At 64.1% G+C, this 18,975-nt stretch carries 14 protein-coding genes; 5 read left to right on the top strand and 9 right to left on the bottom strand.

All coding sequences use genetic code 11. The features are described from left to right. Window positions 1–12: 12 nt before the first annotated feature. Together CAL13_RS18350 and CAL13_RS18345 are read right to left on the bottom strand one after the other, a co-directional pair. A complete protein-coding gene (locus CAL13_RS18350; RefSeq protein WP_232467697.1) occupies window positions 13–1,008 on the bottom strand; it encodes a Bug family tripartite tricarboxylate transporter substrate binding protein in 996 nt (331 codons plus the stop codon). Window positions 1,009–1,081: 73 nt separating this feature from the next. After that, the gene (locus CAL13_RS18345) at window positions 1,082–2,269 is read right to left on the bottom strand and encodes a M20 aminoacylase family protein (RefSeq protein ID WP_086073173.1); all 1,188 of its coding nucleotides are present in this window, start codon (window positions 2,267–2,269) and stop codon (window positions 1,082–1,084) included. A gap of 157 nt (window positions 2,270–2,426) precedes the next feature. Here CAL13_RS18345 and CAL13_RS18340 point away from each other — a divergent pair, with 157 nt between their 5' ends. Continuing rightward, window positions 2,427–3,431: a LysR family transcriptional regulator gene (locus CAL13_RS18340; RefSeq protein WP_086073172.1), complete on the top strand. Its 1,005-nt coding sequence runs from the start codon at window positions 2,427–2,429 to the stop codon at window positions 3,429–3,431. On the opposite strand, the gene CAL13_RS18335 is transcribed toward CAL13_RS18340, so the two are convergent. From CAL13_RS18335 to CAL13_RS18320, 4 genes are all read right to left on the bottom strand, one after another. Next, window positions 3,351–3,911, bottom strand: coding sequence for a YggT family protein (locus CAL13_RS18335; protein WP_086058653.1), 561 nt, complete (start codon window positions 3,909–3,911; stop codon window positions 3,351–3,353). The two genes, CAL13_RS18340 and CAL13_RS18335, sit on opposite strands and share 81 nt — an antisense overlap. Window positions 3,912–4,084: 173 nt before the next feature. Next, window positions 4,085–4,609, bottom strand: coding sequence for a histone H1-like DNA-binding protein (locus tag CAL13_RS18330; RefSeq protein WP_086058652.1), 525 nt, complete (start codon window positions 4,607–4,609; stop codon window positions 4,085–4,087). Between the two features lie 265 nt (window positions 4,610–4,874). After that, window positions 4,875–6,053, bottom strand: a complete 1,179-nt coding sequence (locus tag CAL13_RS18325) for a ribonucleotide-diphosphate reductase subunit beta (protein WP_086073171.1) — start codon at window positions 6,051–6,053, stop codon at window positions 4,875–4,877. A gap of 22 nt (window positions 6,054–6,075) precedes the next feature. Continuing rightward, entirely contained in the window at window positions 6,076–9,015 is a 2,940-nt protein-coding gene (locus CAL13_RS18320) for a ribonucleoside-diphosphate reductase subunit alpha (protein ID WP_086058650.1), read from the bottom strand. A 663-nt stretch (window positions 9,016–9,678) separates the two neighbouring features. Between CAL13_RS18320 and CAL13_RS18315 the strand changes: the two genes are divergently transcribed. Beyond that, window positions 9,679–10,182 carry a hypothetical protein gene (locus tag CAL13_RS18315; protein WP_086073170.1) on the top strand — a complete coding sequence of 168 codons (504 nt, stop codon included), beginning with the start codon at window positions 9,679–9,681 and terminating at the stop codon, window positions 10,180–10,182. A 70-nt stretch (window positions 10,183–10,252) separates the two neighbouring features. Here CAL13_RS18315 and gltX read toward each other — a convergent pair whose 3' ends face one another. Then, on the bottom strand, window positions 10,253–11,665 hold the full coding sequence (gltX, locus tag CAL13_RS18310) for a glutamate--tRNA ligase (protein WP_086073169.1): 1,413 nt from the start codon (window positions 11,663–11,665) through the stop codon (window positions 10,253–10,255). 58 nt (window positions 11,666–11,723) lie between these two features. Here gltX and CAL13_RS18305 point away from each other — a divergent pair, with 58 nt between their 5' ends. Then, the gene (locus CAL13_RS18305) at window positions 11,724–14,174 is read left to right on the top strand and encodes a bifunctional acetate--CoA ligase family protein/GNAT family N-acetyltransferase (protein ID WP_086073168.1); all 2,451 of its coding nucleotides are present in this window, start codon (window positions 11,724–11,726) and stop codon (window positions 14,172–14,174) included. A 47-nt stretch (window positions 14,175–14,221) separates the two neighbouring features. Here the strand turns inward: CAL13_RS18305 and CAL13_RS18300 are convergent, their stop codons facing one another. Beyond that, the gene (locus CAL13_RS18300; RefSeq protein WP_086058646.1) at window positions 14,222–14,905 is read right to left on the bottom strand and encodes an alpha/beta hydrolase; all 684 of its coding nucleotides are present in this window, start codon (window positions 14,903–14,905) and stop codon (window positions 14,222–14,224) included. Continuing rightward, window positions 14,902–15,453 carry a ribosome biogenesis factor YjgA gene (gene yjgA, locus CAL13_RS18295; RefSeq protein WP_086058645.1) on the bottom strand — a complete coding sequence of 184 codons (552 nt, stop codon included), beginning with the start codon at window positions 15,451–15,453 and terminating at the stop codon, window positions 14,902–14,904. The genes CAL13_RS18300 and yjgA overlap by 4 nt, the downstream gene beginning before the upstream one ends. A gap of 184 nt (window positions 15,454–15,637) precedes the next feature. On the opposite strand from yjgA, the gene pmbA reads away from it, so the two are divergent. Continuing rightward, window positions 15,638–17,002, top strand: coding sequence for a metalloprotease PmbA (pmbA, locus tag CAL13_RS18290; protein ID WP_086073167.1), 1,365 nt, complete (start codon window positions 15,638–15,640; stop codon window positions 17,000–17,002). Window positions 17,003–17,385: 383 nt separating this feature from the next. Further along, window positions 17,386–18,918: a hypothetical protein gene (locus tag CAL13_RS18285; protein WP_086073166.1), complete on the top strand. Its 1,533-nt coding sequence runs from the start codon at window positions 17,386–17,388 to the stop codon at window positions 18,916–18,918. Window positions 18,919–18,975: the final 57 nt, after the last annotated feature.

Below are 18,975 nucleotides of genomic sequence, written 5' to 3'. Positions count from 1 at the left end.
ACCTCCTGTGTGCTACTCCGCCGAGGCGCCGGATGTCCTGACGATCTTGCCCCAGCGATCGATCTCATCGTTCACGTAACGGTCGAATGATTGCGGCGTGCCGGGCTCGGCCTGGACGCCCATGCTTTTGAACCGGGCCAGCAGGTCCGGCTCGGACAAAGCCTTGTTGATACCGGCATTCAGCGCCGCCACGACGGCTTCCGGTGTGCCGCGCGGTGCGAACAGGCCGTACCAGGACTTGATTTGGAAGTGCGGCAGGCCGGCCTCCGCGCTGGTCGGGATGTCGGGCGCGGAATCCAGGCGGGCCGGGCTCAGCACCGCCAGCGCACGCAGTTTTCCGCTCTGCACATAAGGCAGAGACGAAGGCGCGTTATCGAACATCACGTCGATTTGTCCCGTCATCAGGTCGGTGAGGGCGGGCGCGCTCCCCTTGTACGGAATGTGCGTCAGTGTGACGTCCGCCTGCTGCTCGAACATCACGCCTGAGAGATGCGTCGATGATCCCGTGCCGGACGAGCCGAAATTCACCTGGCCGGGATGATGCTTGGCGTAGTCGACGAGTTCGCGCAGCGTGCGGGCCGGGAAGCCGGGCGTGACGGTCAGCACGTTGGGAAAACTGCCGATCATGCCTACAGGCGTGAAACTCTTGCGCAAATCGAAAGGCAGATTGCGATACAGCGTCATGTTGATGGCCGTCGCGTTGGATCCCAGGAACAGCGTGTAGCCGTCCGGCGCGGCCCGCGCCACGGCGGTCGCGGCGATATTGCCGCTGGCGCCTGGCCGGTTTTCGATGATCACCGGTTGCCCGAACTGCCGGCCCAGCGCCTGGCCGATCATGCGGGCCAGCGTGTCCGCCGACCCCCCAGGGGCATAGCCCACCAGGATCCGGATCGGCTTGTCGGGATACGGTTCGGCGGCGCGCGCGGCAGGCAGGCCGTGCGCCAGCAGGGTCAGGCAGAAGAGGGCGGCGAGGCGGCGCATCATGGTTTCGTCTTCAGTAATGGACACCGGGATGGTTTTCGATCCGCTGGGCTTCGGCGCCGGTATCGCGCCGCATCGGCCCCGGCGGGCTGATCGGCGCTTACTCCGGGGTGGCGGTCAGGAACCGTTCGACAAGACGACTCCAGTACGCGGCGCCCAGGACAAGGTTGTTATCGTTGAAGTCATACTGACTATGGTGGACGGGGAAACTGCCGGCTCCCGCACCATTGCCCAGGCGCAGGAAGCAGCCGGGCCGCTCCTGCAGCATGTACGCAAAGTCTTCGCTGGCAGTGACGGGACGATAGTCCGCGTCGACATTCGAGGCCCCGAACAGCTCGCGCGCCACGTCGGCCGCGAACTCGGTTTCGGGGTCAGTGTTTATAAGCACCGGATACCCTTGCAGGATTTCCACGTCCGCGCGGGCGCCATAACTTTCCGCTTGCGACCGCGCGATCGCGCGCACGCGCTCGCGCAACAATTCCTGCGTTGCCGCGTCGAAGGCGCGTACGCTCAGCTCCATCCGTGCCGAGTCGGGAATGACGTTGTTCGCGATGCCGCCGTGGAAAGCGCCCACAGTGACGATGCCGGTCTGGATCGGGTCCATGTTGCGCGATACCGCGGTTTGCAGGGCGAGCACAATGCTGGAGGCGGCGACGATCGGATCGACGGCGAGATGAGGACGAGCGGCGTGTCCGCCGCGCCCATGCACCGTGATGACGATCTTGTCGCTTGCGGACATGAAAGCGCCTTTGCGGAACAGGAACTTGCCGACGGGCTCGCCAGGATGATTGTGCAAGCCGAACACTGCGTCACAGGGAAAGCGCGAGAACAGGCCGTCGGCAATCATGCGGGCTGCGCCACTGTCGTGCCCGGCTTCTTCGGCGGGTTGGAAATACAGATGAAGCGTGCCGTCGAAGCGGCGCGTTGCGGCCAGGTACCGCGCGGCGCCCAGCAGCATGGCGGTGTGGCCATCATGGCCGCAGGCGTGCATGACGCCCGCGTGCTGGCTCGCATAGGGCAGTCCGGTGTTTTCCTGCATGGGCAGCGCGTCCATGTCTGCGCGCAGCGCGACGCGCTTCGTACCGGCGCCGGCCTTCAGGGTGCCCACGACTCCCGTGCCGCCGACGCCTGACGTGACTTCATAGCCCCACTCACGCAGCAGCCGGCTGACGATATCGGCCGTACGCCGTTCCTGGAAAGCCAACTCGGGGTAGCGATGCAGATCCTGGCGGATGTCGCGCAGCCAGGCTGCCAGGGGCTGTAGGTCTTGCAGGACGCTGGGAGTCATGGTGATTCCGGGAAGACGTGGAACAGGGCCAGTATCCGCACGGGAATATCCCGGAACAAGAGCCCTATTGGTAGACTTCCGTTGACTGAAGGGCAACAATCGGCGCGTGTCCCGAGCGTCGCATCCGCGCCTTCCCCGTCCGAATCGCCAGGGCAACATGTCCAATCCGCCGCTGAACGAGCGCAGGCTGCGCTATTTCCATGAGGTATACCGCCAGGGCTCCATCCGCGGCGCCGCTGACCGCCTGGGCATCGAGCCGTCCGTCATCAGCCGCCAACTGCAGCAGTTGGAAAACGACCTGGGACTGACTTTGTTCGAGCGCCGCGGACGCGGTATCGCGCCGACCGATATGGCGGCCGTCCTCGCCGACTTCTGCCGCGAGCGGCAAGCGGACGAAGAAACGCTCCTGGCCACCCTGCGCGACTTTGACGGCCTGCAGAGGGGACTGGTTCGTCTGGTGGTGGGAGAGGGGTTCATGGACGTGGTGGGACGCCATGTGCTCGATGGCTATTGTCGCGCGTACCCCAACGTGGAAGTCCGCCTGGACCTTGCCGGCGCGACGGACGCGGTGCGGATGATCCGGGACGACGAGGCGCATATCGGCCTGGGCCTGAACCCGCCTGCCGACCCCGCCATCGAAATCGTGGCGACGCGCGCGCAGCCGCTGCGGGCGCTGGCGGCGCCCGGACATGCATTGGCAGGCCAGGGCGGGCCCATCACTCTGGCACAGGCGGCCGCGCATCGCGTCGGCCTGATGGAAAAGGGCTACGGCCTGCGGCAGCTTGCCCAACTGGCGGCGTTTTCTGAGGACATCGCCATCGTGCCGGCATTCACCTGCAATTCCATTGCCGCGCTCAAGCGGTACGCGATGTCGGGGCTGGGAATCACCTTCCTGTCGGAGACGGCGGCGGAGGAGGAACTGCGGGAAGGCGCATTGGTGGCAATCCCTATCCGCAACCCGGTGTTCGAGCACGCGCAAGCCAAGCTATTCGTGCGACGCCGGCGGGCCTTGCCCCCCGCGGCGAGGAGGCTGATCGAAGTGCTGCGCACGTTCGCGAGCGCGCGCTGTATTGATGACCGATCAAAGCCCGAACGCGGCGTAGGTGATACGGGTGATCACCATGAGGGCCACTTGGGCCAGCACCAGCAGGACCAGCGGTGAGAAGTCGATGCCCGAACGCGGCAGGATGCGGCGGATGGGATCGAGCAGGGGATCGGTGAGCGTCTGCAGGAGCGGCATCAGCGGCGCCATCGGATTGACCCACGACAGAATGGCCTGCGCCAGGGTCACCCAGACGATCAGGTTGAAGACCCACTTGACCACCGTCAGGAACGAAATTCCCAAGGCCACGGGCAGGGCCGACAGCGGCACGATCATGCCCAGCGACGTTACCCAGATCAGCAGCAGATAAACCAGCGCAGTGAGCCACGCCGCGACCAGCGATGCGAAATCGATCGCGCCGCGTGCCGGCAAAATCCTGCGCAACGGGTTCACCAGCCAGTTGGTCGCCTGGTAGATAAAGCGAGCGACGGGATTGAATGGATGCATGCGTACCGCATGCATCCATGCGCGGGCGACGAGCGCCGCGCCGAACAAGGTGAAAAGGGTGTCGAGGAGAAAGCGGAAAATTTCGCCGAACATGGCCGCCTGCTTTTGTTGGAAAGAAGTATTGAAAGGGGTCTTACGGCAGGCCAATTGTCGCACGATGTCATGAATCCGGTGGCGTTGCGCCCGCAGCCGGACACGACGTCAAATCAAAAAAGCCACCTGGCATTGCCAGGTGGCTTTCGTACTACAGTGCGGCGATATCGGCCTTACGGACGGCCGCCGGTGGGGAAGGGCCACGACGCGGCCGGGTTCAGCGCGGTCTTCGCACCCGGAGCGGCAGCGGTGGAAGGAGGCGTGGCCGGCTTCTTGGCGGCAGCCTTCTTCGCAGCGGGCTTTTTGGCGGCGGGCTTCTTGGCAGCGGCCTTCTTCGCAGGCGATTTCTTGGCAGCGGCTTTCTTCGCCGGCGCCTTCTTCGCTACTTTCTTGGTCGCGACCTTCTTCGCAGCTACCTTTTTGGTTGCGGCTTTCTTGGCCGGGGCCTTCTTGGCGGCTACCTTCTTGGTGGCAACCTTCTTGGCCGCAACTTTCTTCACGGCCTTTTTGGCTGCAACCTTCTTGACGGCCTTCTTCGCTACCTTCTTGGCAGCGACTTTCTTCACGACGGCTTTCTTGGCCGGGGCCTTCTTGGCGGCGACTTTCTTCACCGCCTTCTTGGCGGGGGCCTTCTTGACAGCTTTTTTGGCTGCGGCTTTCTTAACCGCCTTCTTGGCGGCTTTCTTGGCAGTTGCCATGACTTGCTCCTTAGGTTCAGGGGTCCCAGAACTTAAACCCGTGCGCCGCCGCGCCGATATCGGCGAAGCGATGCCCGGGCTATTCATCGGCGCATGCCGCTGTCCCGAAAGGCGACAGCTGAAACGGTGTGCGCTAATGAATACGGCACTGCCATTTGATATGGCCCCCGCTCCTCACGGCGCGAGCCATTTCAAATGGCGGCGATAGGCGGCACGGCCATCCGTGTCGCCTATCGCTACGTTGTTTCCGGCACCCTGAACCGGGTCACTCCCAGCTCAGCGTGCCTCCGGTTTGGTATTCGATGACGCGGGTTTCGAAAAAGTTTCGCTCTTTCTTCAGATCGATCATTTCCGCCATCCACGGGAAGGGGTTTTCTTCCTGCGGGAACAGTGCCTCGATACCGATCTGCTGGCAGCGCCGGTTGGCGATGAATCGCAGATAGGACTTGAACATCGGCGCGTTCAGACCCAGCACGCCGCGCGGCATGGTGTCTTCGGCGTAGGCGTATTCCAGTTCGACAGCCTTCAGGAACAGGCCGCGGATTTCTTCGCGGAACTCGGGCGTCCACAGATGTGGATTCTCGAGCTTGATGGTGTTGATCAGATCGATGCCGAAATTGCAGTGCATGGATTCATCGCGAAGGATGTACATGTACTGCTCGGCAGCGCCGGTCATCTTGTTCTGGCGACCCAGAGCCAGGATCTGCGTGAAGCCGACGTAGAAGAACAGTCCTTCCATGAGGCAGGCGAACACGATCAGCGACTTCAACAGTTTCTGATCGGCTTCCGGCGTGCCCGTATGGAAGTTCGGGTCGGCAATCGCGTCGATGAACGGAATCAGGAATTCGTCCTTGGCGCGGATGGACGGAATCTCGTGATAGGCATTGAAGATTTCCGATTCGTCCAGGTCCAGGCTTTCGACGATGTATTGATAGGCGTGCGTATGGATGGCTTCCTCGAACGCCTGGCGCAGCAGGAACTGGCGGCATTCGGGCGCCGTGATGTGCCGGTAGGTGCCCAGCACGATGTTGTTGGCGGCCAGCGAATCGGCCGTTACGAAGAAACCCAGGTTGCGCTTGACGATGCGACGCTCGTCTTCCGTCAGGCCGTTGGGGTTCTTCCACAGCGCGATGTCGCGCGACATGTTGATTTCCTGCGGCATCCAGTGGTTGGCGCAGGTGGCCAGGTACTTTTCCCAGGCCCACTTGTACTTGAACGGGACCAGCTGATTGACGTCGGTCTCGCCGTTGATGATGCGTTTGTCGGCAACCTTGACGCGCTGCGCGGCAGCCCCCGCCTGGGGCGCGGGCTGGGCAGGCGCGGCGGCCGGCAATGCGGCGTCGTCGAAGGCGCCGGTCGACGCGCGCGCCGGCATCCCGGCCGCCGGCTTGGCGGCGGGTTGGCCCGGTTGCAGCGCAACGTTGTCGTCTTCCCAATTGATCATTTGAAAATTCTCCGGATGCGGTTCATTGGCAGGCTTCGCACTCTTCGAAGCCGGGGTCGCCCGGCCTCATGGTGCAAACCGCTCCGACGATTTCAGGTTCCGGCAGGACCGGGGCAGGCGAGGCGGCCACGCTGGATGCGGTCTGGCCGCCCGCTGCGACGGCGTTCAGCTCGCCGCCACGTCCCGTGGATTTTTCCGCGCTGGTGGCGCCCAGCGTGCGCAGGTAGTACGTGGTCTTCAGACCGCGCTGCCACGCCAGCTTGTAGGTTTCGTCGAGCTTCTTGCCCGAGGCGCCCGCCATATAGATATTGAGCGATTGCGATTGGTCGATCCACTTCTGCCGGCGCGAGGCGCATTCCACCAGCCAGCGCGGTTCGACTTCGAACGCGGTGGCATAGATTTCGCGGAGTTCAGCAGGTACGCGATCGATACGGGATAGGCTGCCGTCGAAGTACTTGAGGTCGGCGACCATGACTTCGTCCCAGAGACCGAGTTTCTTCAAGTCGCGTACCAGGTAATCGTTAACGACCGTGAACTCGCCGGAGAGATTCGATTTGACGTACAAGTTCTGGTAAGTGGGTTCGATGCACGCAGATACGCCAATGATATTGGAAATCGTCGCGGTTGGGGCGATTGCCACACAATTGGAGTTGCGCATGCCATGCGCTTTGATGCGTGCGCGCAACGCATCCCAATCCATCGTCGACGACATGTCGACGTCGACGTTGCCGCCGCGTTCTTCGCGCAGCAGTTTCAACGTGTCCTGCGGAAGAATGCCGCGGTCCCACAGCGAACCTTCGTACGTGCTGTAGCGTCCACGCTCTTCAGCGAGTTCGCTCGACGCCCAGTACGCGTAGTAGCACACGGCTTCCATCGAACGGTCGGCGAATTCCACCGCGGCTTCGGAAGCGTAAGGCACGCGCATCAGATGCAGGCAGTCCTGGAAGCCCATGATGCCCAGGCCCACCGGCCGGTGGCGCGCGTTGGAATCCTTCGCCTTCTTCACCGCGTAGTAGTTGATGTCGATGACGTTGTCGAGCATGCGCATCGCCACGCTGATCGTGCGCTTCAGTTTCTCGTGATCCAGCTCATAGCCGCCGTCCGCCGTGGGCTTCATGTGCGCGACCAGATTGACCGAGCCCAGGTTGCACACGGCGATTTCCGACTCGTTGGTGTTGAGCGTGATCTCGGTGCACAGGTTCGAGCTGTGCACCACGCCGACGTGCTGCTGCGGCGAGCGGATGTTGCACGGATCCTTGAACGTGATCCAGGGGTGGCCGGTTTCGAACAGCATGGACAGCATCTTGCGCCACAGCGTGACGGCCGGCATTTTTTTGTAGAGCTTCAGTTCGCCGCTTGCCACCTTGGCTTCGTAGCTAAGGTAGGCCTGTTCGAACTCGCGGCCGTACTTGTCGTGCAGGTCCGGACAATCCGAAGGCGAGAACAGCGTCCACTCGCCGTTCTCCATGACGCGCTTCATGAAGAGATCCGGAATCCAGTTGGCGGTGTTCATATCGTGCGTGCGGCGGCGCTCGTCCCCGGTGTTCTTGCGCAGCTCCAGGAATTCCTCGATGTCCAGGTGCCACGTTTCCAGATAAGTGCACACAGCGCCCTTGCGCTTGCCGCCCTGATTCACCGCCACCGCGGTGTCGTTGACCACCTTCAGGAACGGAACCACGCCCTGGCTTTCGCCGTTCGTGCCCTTGATGTGGCTACGCAAGGCGCGTACCGGCGTCCAGTCATTGCCCAGGCCGCCCGCATACTTGGCCAGCAGCGCGTTTTCCTTGATGGCGTCGTAGATGCCTTCCAGGTCGTCGGAAACCGTCGTCAGGTAGCACGACGAAAGTTGCGAATGCAGTGTGCCGGAATTGAAGAGCGTCGGCGTCGAGCTCATGAAGTCGAACGACGACAGGATCTCGTAGAACTCGATGGCGCGCGCTTCACGATCGACGCCGGGCTTCGTTTCGCCCAGCGCCAGACCCATCGCCACGCGCATGAAGAACACCTGCGGCAACTCGATGCGCTGGCCCCGGATGTGCAGGAAGTAGCGGTCGTACAGCGTCTGCAGGCCCAGATAGGTGAACTGCAGGTCGCGCTTGGCGTCCAGCGCCGCGGCCAGGCGAGGCAGGTCGAACTTGGCAAGCTCGGGCGAAATCAGGCCGCCCTCGATGCCGCGGGAAATGAACGTCGGGAAATACTCGGCGTAGCGCTGCGCCATCTCGGCCTGCGACACTTCCTGGCCCAGGACTTCCTTGCGGATCGTATGCAGCAGCAGGCGAGCGGTCACCTGGCTGTACGCAGGGTCCTTCTCGACCAGCGCGCGCGCGGACAGGATGGCGGACTTGAAGACTTCGTCCACGGGCACGCCGTCGTACAGGTTCTTCACCGTCTCCTTCAGGATCGTTTCGGCGTCGATGTAATCCGACAGGCCTTCGCCGGCGGCTTCGATGGTGGCGCGCAGCGCGGCAAGATCCAGCGGGCGCTTCACGCCCTGATCGGTGACGTTCAGAACGAATTCCGGCTGCGGCGCGGCGGCGGGCTTGTCCTTCTGTTCGGTCGCGGCACGTTCCTGCGCGCGCTTCTCGCGATAAAGCACATAGGCGCGAGCGACGTCATGTTCGCCGGAACGCATCAGGGCCAGTTCGACCTGATCCTGGATATCCTCGATATGGAAGGTGCCGCCGTTGGGGCGATTGCGCAGCAGCGCATTGACGGCCTGGCGCGTCAAATTGTCGACGAGCTCGCGCACACGAGCGGACGCGGCGCCTTGTCCGCCGTTGACCGCCAGGAAGGCCTTGGTCATCGCGATGGCGATCTTGCTCGGCTCGAAACCAACCACCGATCCGTTGCGGCGGATGACCTGATAACCGGCCCATTGGCCGGAAGCCGGCGCGTTGGCGTCGGGCTGGGAAGGCGGCACGGCGCTCGGCCGAGTCACAGAGGCGATCGAAGTGTGCTGCATGGAAGCTCCTGTGCGTAGAAGAGGCGAAGCGCGACCGAGATCGCGCCCGGGGGGTGTTCGTGTATGGCGGAGGGAGTGGAGTGGTTACAAAGGACGCGCTGGCCGGAATGGCTCCAGGCCTGTCCTAACCACTAGATGTTGTGTTCGACCCCAGTCCCAGACCCAATTCTAGTGGTGGATGGTGTCGCCCACAAGCGCGAATTGAAACGTGATACTTCTTTAGTGTGTTACTAGATATATCGCCCTACAGCGCTCTGCACCGCCGGCGAAGTGAATGCTTCGTCAGGCGGCATTGTCGCATGAAGCGATGGCCGGCCCAGGCCGCCCGGGGGGGACGGTGACGCCTCCGGAAGGCGCGCTTCGGCGTCCCGGCTGTCCACCTATATATATAGGTAGACACATAGGACAGCCGTTCGACGGACCCGCGGCAGCGGCCCGGGGCAATGAACGGCCCCTTCGCCCGGAACTGTGGCGACGCCGCCGGCGTCACGATGTCGCCATCGTGGTCTGCCTGATGTTGCGTCCTTCGCACAGTCGCGCATCGCCTTCTTCTTTCCTGCGGCGGGAACATTGCTTCTTTGATCCGCGCTCTTCAGAATCGGGATTCACACCGATGCGTTTTTTCCCGCCTGCTGCGGGCATTTCGGTGGCCTGTGAGGAATCATGAGCAGTTCTTTTTTGCGTTTCGCCGGCGTTGCGTGCGCCGCGTTCGTTCTGGCCGGTTGCGCCGTCAAAAAGCAAACGCCCGCACCGGCGCCGCAGCAATCGCCGTCGCCCCCCAAACCTGTGGCCTGCGCACCCAGCGCCGGGGCAGAGGCGCTGCTTGGCACGTGGTATTCCGTGTCGACGCCGCGCGGCATGGCGGGCACGCAGCAAACCTTGATGGTGCTGGGAGCCGACGGCAAGATGCGGTACCAGACCCAGCTCAAGGTGAATAACCGGACCCGGCCGGGCCTGACGGAAACCGGATGCTGGACGTACGCCAACGGCATGTACACCATGCAGACCACCGAATCCAATGGCGATCCGGTCGACGTCTCGGATCCCATCTATACCAACCGGTATCGAGTCGAAAGCGTGAACCAGAACACGCTGGTGCTGCGCGATATCAAGCGCGGGGAAGTCCTGCGCGCGCGCAAAATGCCAGCGGGCTACGCGCTGCGTTGACCTGCCGGGACAGGGCGGCCCGAGGCGGGGTCGGGCAGGCAGGCGCCAGGCGCCGCCTTGCCGGGATGTCCTAGCCCAGGGCGCGCGCCAGCCGCTGCAATACCTTTTCCTGGCCCAGCAAAGCGAGCACCGCGTCGATGGCCGGGGTTTGCGTCTGGCCGGTGACGGCGACGCGCAAGGGGATGGCAAGCTGAGGCATCTTCATGCCACGGGCCGCGAGCACGTTCTTGATGGTTGCGGATATGGCTTCGCGGGTCCAACCGATGGCGCCGGCCTGGTCGGCGAATTCGCGCAGCGCGGCACGGGTGTCATCGGTCAGATGCTGCGCCGCCAGCTCCGCCGGCGGTCCCTGGAACGGTCCGCAGAACAGCATTGCACCTTCGGCCAGTTGTTCCAGCGTTTCGGCGCGGTCTTTCAGCAGCCCCATGACGGCCGGCAGGTCGGCGGCGGCGGGATCGCCCTGGCGCGCCGAGATGCGGGGCGCCACGCGCGCCGCCAGTTCGGCATTGTCCATCTGACGGATGTAATGCGCGTTCACCCAATTGAGCTTTTTCGGATCCCATTGGGATGCGGACTTCGACAGGTGGCGCGTATCGAACCATTCCACCAGTTGCGCCCGGCTGAAGAGTTCGTCGTCGCCGTGGCTCCAGCCCAGGCGCGCCAGGTAGTTGATCATGGCTTCCGGCAGATAGCCCTGCTTGTCATATTCCATGACGTTGACCGCGCCGTGGCGCTTGGACAGCTTTTCACCGTCCGGGCCCAGGATCATCGGCACGTGGCCGTATTCAGGCAGCGTCGCGCCCAGCGCGCGCAGGATGTTGATCTGGCGGGGCGTGTTGTTCACATGGTCGTCGCCGCGCAGCACGTGCGTGATGCCCATGTCCCAATCGTCCACCACCACGCAGAAGTTGTAGGTGGGGGTGCCGTCCGGACGCGCAATGATCAGGTCGTCCAGCTCCGCGTTGTCGAAGCTGATCGGTCCCTTGACCATATCGTTCCAGCTCGTGACGCCGGTCTGCGGGTTCTTGAACCGCACCACGGGCTGGCGGCCTTCCGGAATGGGCGGCAGCGTCTTGCCGGGTTCGGGCCGCCAGGTGCCGTCGTAGCGCGGCTTCAGTCCTTGGGCGCGCGCGCGTTCGCGCATGGCCTCGACTTCCTCGGGCGTGCAGTAGCAGTGGTACGCAGTGCCGGCTGCCAGCATCTGGGCCACGACCTCGCGATAGCGGTCCATGCGCTGCATCTGGTAGAACGGCCCCTCGTCGGGCTGCATGCCGAGCCATTCCATGCTGTCCAGGATGGCCTGCACAGCCTCGGGAGTGGATCGTTCCAGATCGGTGTCCTCGATGCGCAGCACGAAAACGCCTTCGTGATGGCGGGCGAAGGCCCAGGAAAACAGGGCCGTGCGCGCCCCGCCCAGGTGCAGGTAGCCGGTGGGGGAGGGCGCGAAACGGGTGCGGACGCGGGATTGAGCGGTCTGGGTCATCGAAGAAAGGGCCGGTTATATTGCGCGATGGCGGCATTTTAGAATAGGGTGAGAGTCCATGCTTCGACACGCGTTGGCTTCTCTCTTCGAACCGCGTTCACTGGTGATCGTTTCAGATCGCCCGCTGCCCGGCGCCGCGGCCATGCCCGGCAACCTGGATGCGCGCACCACCCGCATCGCATGCACATCAGGTGTGGCCCCCGACATCCCGGCGCAATTCAACGGCCTCGCCGAAGGGGAGCGACCCGATCTTGCCCTGGTGTGCGTCGCTCCGGCGGTGTTCGCCGAAACCTTGCGCCGCCTGTCGCCGCGGGCGCCTCGGGCCCTGATCGCCTTGCCGCATGAGCAAGCGGATCCTTATCCGCGTGGCACCGTGGCGTTGTGCCAGGCGTGGGCGCAGGAACACCGCTGCAAGCTGCTGGGGCCGCGCGCCTTCGGTGTGCAACGCCCGCCGGCGGGCCTGAACTTCAGCCAGCATCCCGCATTGGCGCGCACGGGCCGGGTGGCGCTGGTCGCACAATCCCGCTCCATCATCGCGGCGGTGATGGACTGGGCGGAGGACGTGCACTTCGGTTTTTCCACCGCGATCTCGCTGGGCGACGAAGCCATCGTCGACCTGGGCACCGTGCTGGATTTCCTTGCCACCGACCCCCGCACCGACAGCATCGCGCTGTACCTGGAAGATGTGGGGGCGGCGCGCCCCTTCATCAGCGCGCTGCGCGCCGCGGCCAGCGCCAAGCCCGTCGTCGTGTTGAAGGCGGGACGCGGCAAGGATGACGACGCGGTGTTCGACGCGGTGCTGCGCCGGGCCGGCGCGGTGCGGGTGCGCTACTTCGTGCAGCTGTTTTCCGCGCTCAAGGTGCTGGGCTATGCGCGCCGTCCGCGCGGCCGGCGGGTGGCGCTGTTTTCCAATGGCAGCGGGCCGCCCCAACTCGCGCTGGACCTGATCGGTCCGGAGGCAGCGGTGCAGCGCGCCGAACTGTCGGCGGCCACGACCCGTACGCTGCAAGGCCTGCTGGAAGCCGGCGCGGCGGTCGACAATCCGGTCATCACGCATGCGCCCTTGACGCCCGATACCGCGCAGGCGGTGTTGACCGCGCTGATCGACGACACCGGCGTCGATGGCGTGCTGGTGCTGCTGGCGCCGGACGCGCTGGCCGATCTGCGCGCCGTGGCGGAACGGCTGGCCCAGATCGCGCCGCGCGCCCAGAAACCCATCGTCTCCTGCTTCATGGGCGATGCGGGCATGCGGCCTTTGCGCCGCATGCTGGATGACGCCGGCACTTCCGCCTTCCGGACCCCCGAGTCCGCCGCCGACGCCTTCGGCGTGCTGTCCACCCATTACTACAACCAGCAGTTGCTGTTGCAGACGCAGCCGCCGCTGCCGCAAGGGCCGCTGCCTAGGACCGAGGCCGCGCAAGACGTCGTGGCGGCGGTGCGCCGCGACGGGCGGCAGGCGCTGACGCCCGCCGAAGCCCGTACCGTGTTGAACGCCTTTCTGGCGCCAATTCACGACGCGATGCCGCCGGGCCTGCACGAGCCGCTGTCGCGCCCCATGGCCATCCGCGTGCAGCGCGATCCACGCTTCGGCCCGGTCATCCGCTTTGGCGCCGGTGGTCCGGATGCGGTGCTGAGCAGCGCCGACCGGGGCATGGACCTGCCGCCGCTCAACGGTTTTCTGGCGCGTCAGTTGATCGAGCGCAGCCGGATATGGAACAAGGTGCTCGTTTCACGTTTTGGAACGGCAGCGTTCGAGGCCCTGCAGCAGGCCCTGGTGCGGGTATCCGAACTGGTCACCGATGTGCCGGACATCGAGACGATCGACATCGATCCGCTTTATGCCGGCGAGGCGCGCCTTTATGCCCGTTCGCTGCGGATGACGCTGACCGCGCAACCGGCCTCGACCGGACAGCAACGCCTGGGCGGCTACCCGCACATGGCCATTCATCCGTATCCGGCCCAGCTCGTGCAGGAACGGCGCTTCGCCGACGGCACGCCCTGGGTCGCACGGCCGATCCGGCCCGAAGACGCCGAATCCCTGCAAACCTTCATCCGCGGCTTGTCCGAACGCTCGCGCTACATGCGGTTCGTTTCGATGATGCGCGAGCTGACCCCGCGCATGCTGGCCCGTTATACCCAGGTGGACTATGACCGCGAGGTGGCCCTGGTCGCCACCACCGAGTTGCCGAACCCCGCCCACCGCGGCCATCGCCACGAGGCCGTCATCGGTCTGGCGCACTATCTCCGCAACCCGGATGGACGTGGGGCGGAATACGCGCTGGTGGTGGGCGATGCCTGGCAGGGCCGGGGCCTGGGCCGCCAATTGATGACGACTCTCATGGGCGCCGCGCGCGAGCAGGGTCTGGAATACATCGAAGGATTGGTGCTGGCGGACAACCGGCCGATGCTGCACCTGATGACGAGCCTCGGATTCCGGAACGACGCCGACCCCGACGACCCCACCCTGCGACGCGTCTGGAAAGAGATAGTCCCACCGCGGCGGTGGTGAGTCCAGGCTGGCGGGCCCGCCCCGAAGCGCTGGCGCGCTGCCTTGGGCTACTTGAGCACGTCCAGGAGGAAGGCGCGGATGTCGGCGATTTCCTGGGGGCAGACCGCGTGTTGCATGGGGTAGGCGTGCCACCGCACGTCGTGGCCCAGGGAGACCAGCATGTCGCGCGAGGCCGTGGCGCGGGAGATGTCCACCACCGGGTCATGGGTGCCATGGGCCAGGAAGATGGGCGTGGCCGCATTGGCGCCGTGGCGCTCGGCGGCGGCCAGGTCGATCAGCGGCAGATAGCCCGACAGGCCCATCATGCCGGCCAGTTTTTCGGGCAGGCGCAACCCCGTATGCAGCGTGATGGCGCAGCCTTGCGAGAAACCGGCCAGGACGATACGGGACGTGGGGATGCCGCGCGCGTTTTCACGCGCAATCAGCGCGCGCACGGCGGCTTCGGAACGGCGGATGCCCGCTGCGTCTTCCTGGCGCACCAGGTCCAGGACCAGGATGTCGTACCAGGATCGCATCCGCATGCCGCCATTGATCGTGACGGGCTGCACCGGCGCATGGGGGAAGATGAATCGCACGGCCGGCGCGGACGGCAGCCGCAGCTCAGGCACGATGGGGGCGAAGTCGTTGCCGTCGGCGCCCAGGCCATGCAGCCAGATCACGGCGTGCGTGGGATTCGGGCCGGTTTCGTGTTCGATGCAATCGAGCAGGTCTGGTGTGGTGTCGGCGCTCATGCGTGGTTGCTCGTTTCGATGGTCTTCAGGGCCTGGAACAGCGCCCGGTAATGCTTGCGCTTCGGCTCCTGGCCCTGCAGCAGATTCGCATTGGCGCGCGCTTCCTTGCGCGCTTCGCGGATCAGGGTGCGCAAGTGCTGGGCGTCCGTTTCGGGATGGCGCGACAGCAATTCGGTCAGCGCAGCATCGTCTTCGATCAGGCGGTCGCGCAGCGCCTCGAGCCGATGCATGGCCGCGGTTTCTTCGCGAGACCCGTGTTCCCATGCGTGCAGCTGTTGGCGGATCTCCTGCGCCGGCGCGTCGCGCATGAGTTTGCCGACGTAGTGCGTCTGGCGGCGCAGCCCTTCGCGGCTGGTGGTGCGTTGCGCTTCGCGTATTGCTTCGTACAGCCGTTCCGCGAGCGGGAGCTGGCGCAGCCGCTCGGGCGACAGGCCGATCAGCCGCTTGCCCAGTTCGGTCAGGGCGAGCATCTCGCGCTTGACCTGGGATTTGCTGGGACGGTCGTCGCGGTCGTCCTCGTCGCCGACCGGCGGAGTCATATCTGACATCTTGGGAAAACAGGGGATTTGCGGGTTTGGCTATGATACCCGTCTCTCAGGGAAACGCCGGGGCGCCCGCGGGGTTCCTGGCCGTGCGGGATGGGTCGGCGCCGGCTGCAGGGAACGCCCGGGCAAGCCCCGCCCCCCTCGGTTTTCCTTGCCCCGGAAAGGGGGCAACCTATAGCGAGCATCAATGGTCACTTACTCATCCTCCCTGCCTGTAGCGGAAAACCACGCCCGTTTCAGCGAATTGGTCGAAGCCGTCCTGGTTCACGCCCGCAAGATCGGGGCGACCGACGCCGTTGCCGAAGTGTCCGAAAGCCTGGGCCTGTCGGTCTCGGTGCGCAAGGACGACATCGAAACCGTGGAGCAGACGCGCGACCGGTCGCTCGACGTGACCGTATATGCGGGACAGCGCCGCGGCTCGGCATCCACGTCGGATTTCTCGGAGGCGGCGCTGCGCGAAACCGTCGAGGCGGCCTGGCATATCGCCAGCCACACCGCCGAGGATCCGGCCGCCGGCTTGCCCGACGCCGACATGCTCGCGCGTGAATACCCGGACCTGGCGCTGCATTACCCCTGGGCCATCGGCACGGAAGAGGCGGCCGAACTGGCCCTGCGGGCGGAGCGCGCTGCACGGGCCGTCGATCCGCGCATCACCAACACCGAGGGCGCGTCGGTGGGCACCTTCGAAGGCCAGTTCGTCATGGGCAACACGCGCGGCTTCATGGGCGGCTATCCTTATTCCCGCCATAGCCTCTCGGTCGCCCCCATCGCCGGCCGTGGCAACGGCATGCAGCGCGACTATTGGTACACCAGCGAGCGCGATGCCAAAAATCTGGCGTCGCCGGAAGCCGTCGGGCGCTACGCCGCCGAGCGCGCGCTGTCCCGCTTGTCCGCGCGCCGCATCCGGACCGGCAAATTCCCGGTGCTGTTCGAGGCGCCGCTGGCCCTAGGGCTGCTCGGCGCGTTGACGCAGGCGGCCAACGGCGGCGCCCTGTATCGCAAGGCCAGCTTTCTGGTGGACAGCCTGGGCAAGCCGATCTTCGCCGAGCACATCGACGTCAATGAAGACCCCCACATTCCGGGCGCCATGGGCAGTTCGCCCTTCGATGACGAAGGCGTCGTGACGCGGCCGCGCGACGTGGTCGAAGGCGGCGTCCTGCAGGGATACTTCCTGTCCACCTATACGGCGCGCAAGCTCGGCATGCCCACCACCGGCAACGCAGGCGGATCGCACAATCTGACCTTGCGGTCGCGCCTGACCGAGCCGACGGACGACCTGGAAGCGATGCTGCGCAAAATGGGCACCGGCTTCATGGTGACCGAATTGATCGGGCAGGGAGTCAACTACGTCACGGGCGACTATTCGCGCGGCGCCTTCGGCTATTGGGTGGAGAACGGGCAGATCCAGCATGCGGTGCAGGAAGTCACCATCGCGGGCAACCTGCGCGACATGTTCCGCCAGATCGTCGCTGTCGGGGCCGACACGATTTCACGCGGGACGAAAACCACCGGTTCGATATTGATCGAGCAGATGGCGATTGCGGGGCAGTAAGCGCCGGTCGGCCTGCTCGGCGCCGCCATCCCGACCGGCTACGGCGGCGCCGGCATGATTACGTCTGCTTCGGCCTGACCAAACCACAAGTCCAAATCCGGGCAGCATGGAGACGCGCGGAATCAAGAGCGGCCTACAGGATTCTGCCGAGCCGATATCCAAGGCGCCATTTCACTGAACCCCTCATATCGAAAGCGCACACCGGAGAAAAACCGGCGTGCGCTTTTGCTTTTCCGGCACCGTCCTGCTCGCATGTCCGGACTGTGCTCCCGTCTCTGTGTCAAATCCCGTATCAGTAAGTTGCTCCCTCGCGCCGCGACCCTTGAAAGAGAATGCATTGCGCAACGCAATGGCGTTGGCGCGAATCCCGTTAGGAGCGGCTCATGGGTTTTACCTTCACATCCGAGAATGGAACGGTCGTCAATTCGCTATTGAGCGACGCGGCGACCCTGCATTTGAAATTCAGCGGGCTCCCGACGCCAGCCCCGACACTGACAGGATCCATACTCGACGCAAAAGGGAATAAATCCGGATACGTTCTCTTCCCCAATGGCGAGACGCCAGACGGCAACGATAAACTCGATGTCAAACCTGTCGCCTTCAAATCCGGTTCCCTGAAGTTGCATCTGGAAGACGCAAACGACGCCTCCAACTTCTATGAGTTGGACATCGATGCGGTCGTTTCCTCCCGTGTCGAGTTCGTCACCAATCCAGGCAATGTCAACGAGCCCGACAAGGGCGTTGTGATCACGGCCAGGATCACCAACGACCAGAAGATCAAGCAGCCGGGCGGCTTGTCCTTGACGTACGAAGCCGCGTCCGCCGCGGATAATCCCTTCTTCCGTCCTCCGCAGTTGCAGCAGACCCTCGCGGGCGACGACGCGAGTTTCAGCTACACGACGGAGAAAGTAACAGCGGCTGAATTGACCGCCATGGAGGGCATCGGGTTCAACTTGCAGATAGGTCCGGCCGGCGCGCAAGTGGCTGTAACGCAGTTGATTCCCTTCCGTACGCTGCAACCGCCCAAGTTGCTCATCACGGACCACGGCAAGATCACGGATACGATCGTCGCCGGCCTCCCGCAGGAGGGCCTGCCGGTGAACATTCCGATCATCAACGACGCGCAGGCATATGAAACCTATGTTTTCCTCTATGCCCACGCGATTCCCGGAACGGAAACGGATTCTGCTCGCCAGCAAAATGAGGCGGTCTCGTCTGAAAACCCCGTTTGGCCCGAACGAGACATCCTTCTCGATTGGGGCACGGTGGTGGACGAAAGCAAGCCCCTCAGGCTGTTCATCAGGCCCGGTAGCGAAATATTCGAACAAGGCAATAAGACCTACGACATCTACTATGAAGTCGTGAAGGAAAGCGGCAACCAGAATGTATCGCTGGGTGTCAAGGTGCCGGTCGACCTGCACAAATACGGCGGAAGCTCCGTAGAAATCGACTACGATCTGCGGCCGGCCATACCCCAGCCCATCGAATACACCAATAAGCAATATGCGAAGAACGACAAGCTCGTCGTCACCGTCGCATTCGATGGCCGGGTCCAGCCAACGGCGGGAGACAAGGTACAGCCATACCTCGATCTGGTCGGGTGCACACTCGCCAACAGGAACCAGTTCATCCGGATCAAGCTGGAGGAATACACCATAACCCCGGCCGACATCGTCGATGGTCAGGCCACCATCGTCTACGGTGACGATTCCGGCACCCTGGCAGCCTACCAGCCGGAAGACCTGCACCAGCGCGAAGCATCCAACGGCGACCTGTACTACATCCATACAACCACGGACGGGAAAGTCCGCCGCTCCCCTCCGCGGCCGGTTTTCGTCGACACCGTCAGTCCTTATAGCGCGATCACGAACTCCCGGCTTGTGCTGGCGCAACGGTTTCTCAAGAAACAACCGTAGCCGCGGCTGAAGTTCTTGGTACGTCGCATCGACATTCCGCATCCATCGCCATACACA

It is taken from the genome of Bordetella genomosp. 9, from assembly GCF_002119725.1.
Taxonomy (GTDB): domain Bacteria; phylum Pseudomonadota; class Gammaproteobacteria; order Burkholderiales; family Burkholderiaceae_B; genus Bordetella_C.
The sequence above is the reverse complement of the archived record's forward strand: the minus strand, read 5'-3'. Positions and strand labels throughout refer to the sequence as shown.

Coding starts and splice junctions, on each gene's coding strand:
- CAL13_RS18335 (WP_086058653.1), bottom strand. CDS start 3,911: ATGTTCGGCGAAATTTTCCGCTTTCTCCTCGACACCCTTTTCACCTTG.
- CAL13_RS18325 (WP_086073171.1), bottom strand. CDS start 6,053: ATGATCAATTGGGAAGACGACAACGTTGCGCTGCAACCGGGCCAACCC.
- CAL13_RS18345 (WP_086073173.1), bottom strand. CDS start 2,269: ATGACTCCCAGCGTCCTGCAAGACCTACAGCCCCTGGCAGCCTGGCTG.
- CAL13_RS18315 (WP_086073170.1), top strand. CDS start 9,679: ATGAGCAGTTCTTTTTTGCGTTTCGCCGGCGTTGCGTGCGCCGCGTTC.
- CAL13_RS18340 (WP_086073172.1), top strand. CDS start 2,427: ATGTCCAATCCGCCGCTGAACGAGCGCAGGCTGCGCTATTTCCATGAG.
- pmbA (WP_086073167.1), top strand. CDS start 15,638: ATGGTCACTTACTCATCCTCCCTGCCTGTAGCGGAAAACCACGCCCGT.
- yjgA (WP_086058645.1), bottom strand. CDS start 15,453: ATGTCAGATATGACTCCGCCGGTCGGCGACGAGGACGACCGCGACGAC.
- CAL13_RS18300 (WP_086058646.1), bottom strand. CDS start 14,905: ATGAGCGCCGACACCACACCAGACCTGCTCGATTGCATCGAACACGAA.
- CAL13_RS18305 (WP_086073168.1), top strand. CDS start 11,724: ATGCTTCGACACGCGTTGGCTTCTCTCTTCGAACCGCGTTCACTGGTG.
- CAL13_RS18320 (WP_086058650.1), bottom strand. CDS start 9,015: ATGCAGCACACTTCGATCGCCTCTGTGACTCGGCCGAGCGCCGTGCCG.
- CAL13_RS18330 (WP_086058652.1), bottom strand. CDS start 4,609: ATGGCAACTGCCAAGAAAGCCGCCAAGAAGGCGGTTAAGAAAGCCGCA.
- gltX (WP_086073169.1), bottom strand. CDS start 11,665: ATGACCCAGACCGCTCAATCCCGCGTCCGCACCCGTTTCGCGCCCTCC.
- CAL13_RS18285 (WP_086073166.1), top strand. CDS start 17,386: ATGGGTTTTACCTTCACATCCGAGAATGGAACGGTCGTCAATTCGCTA.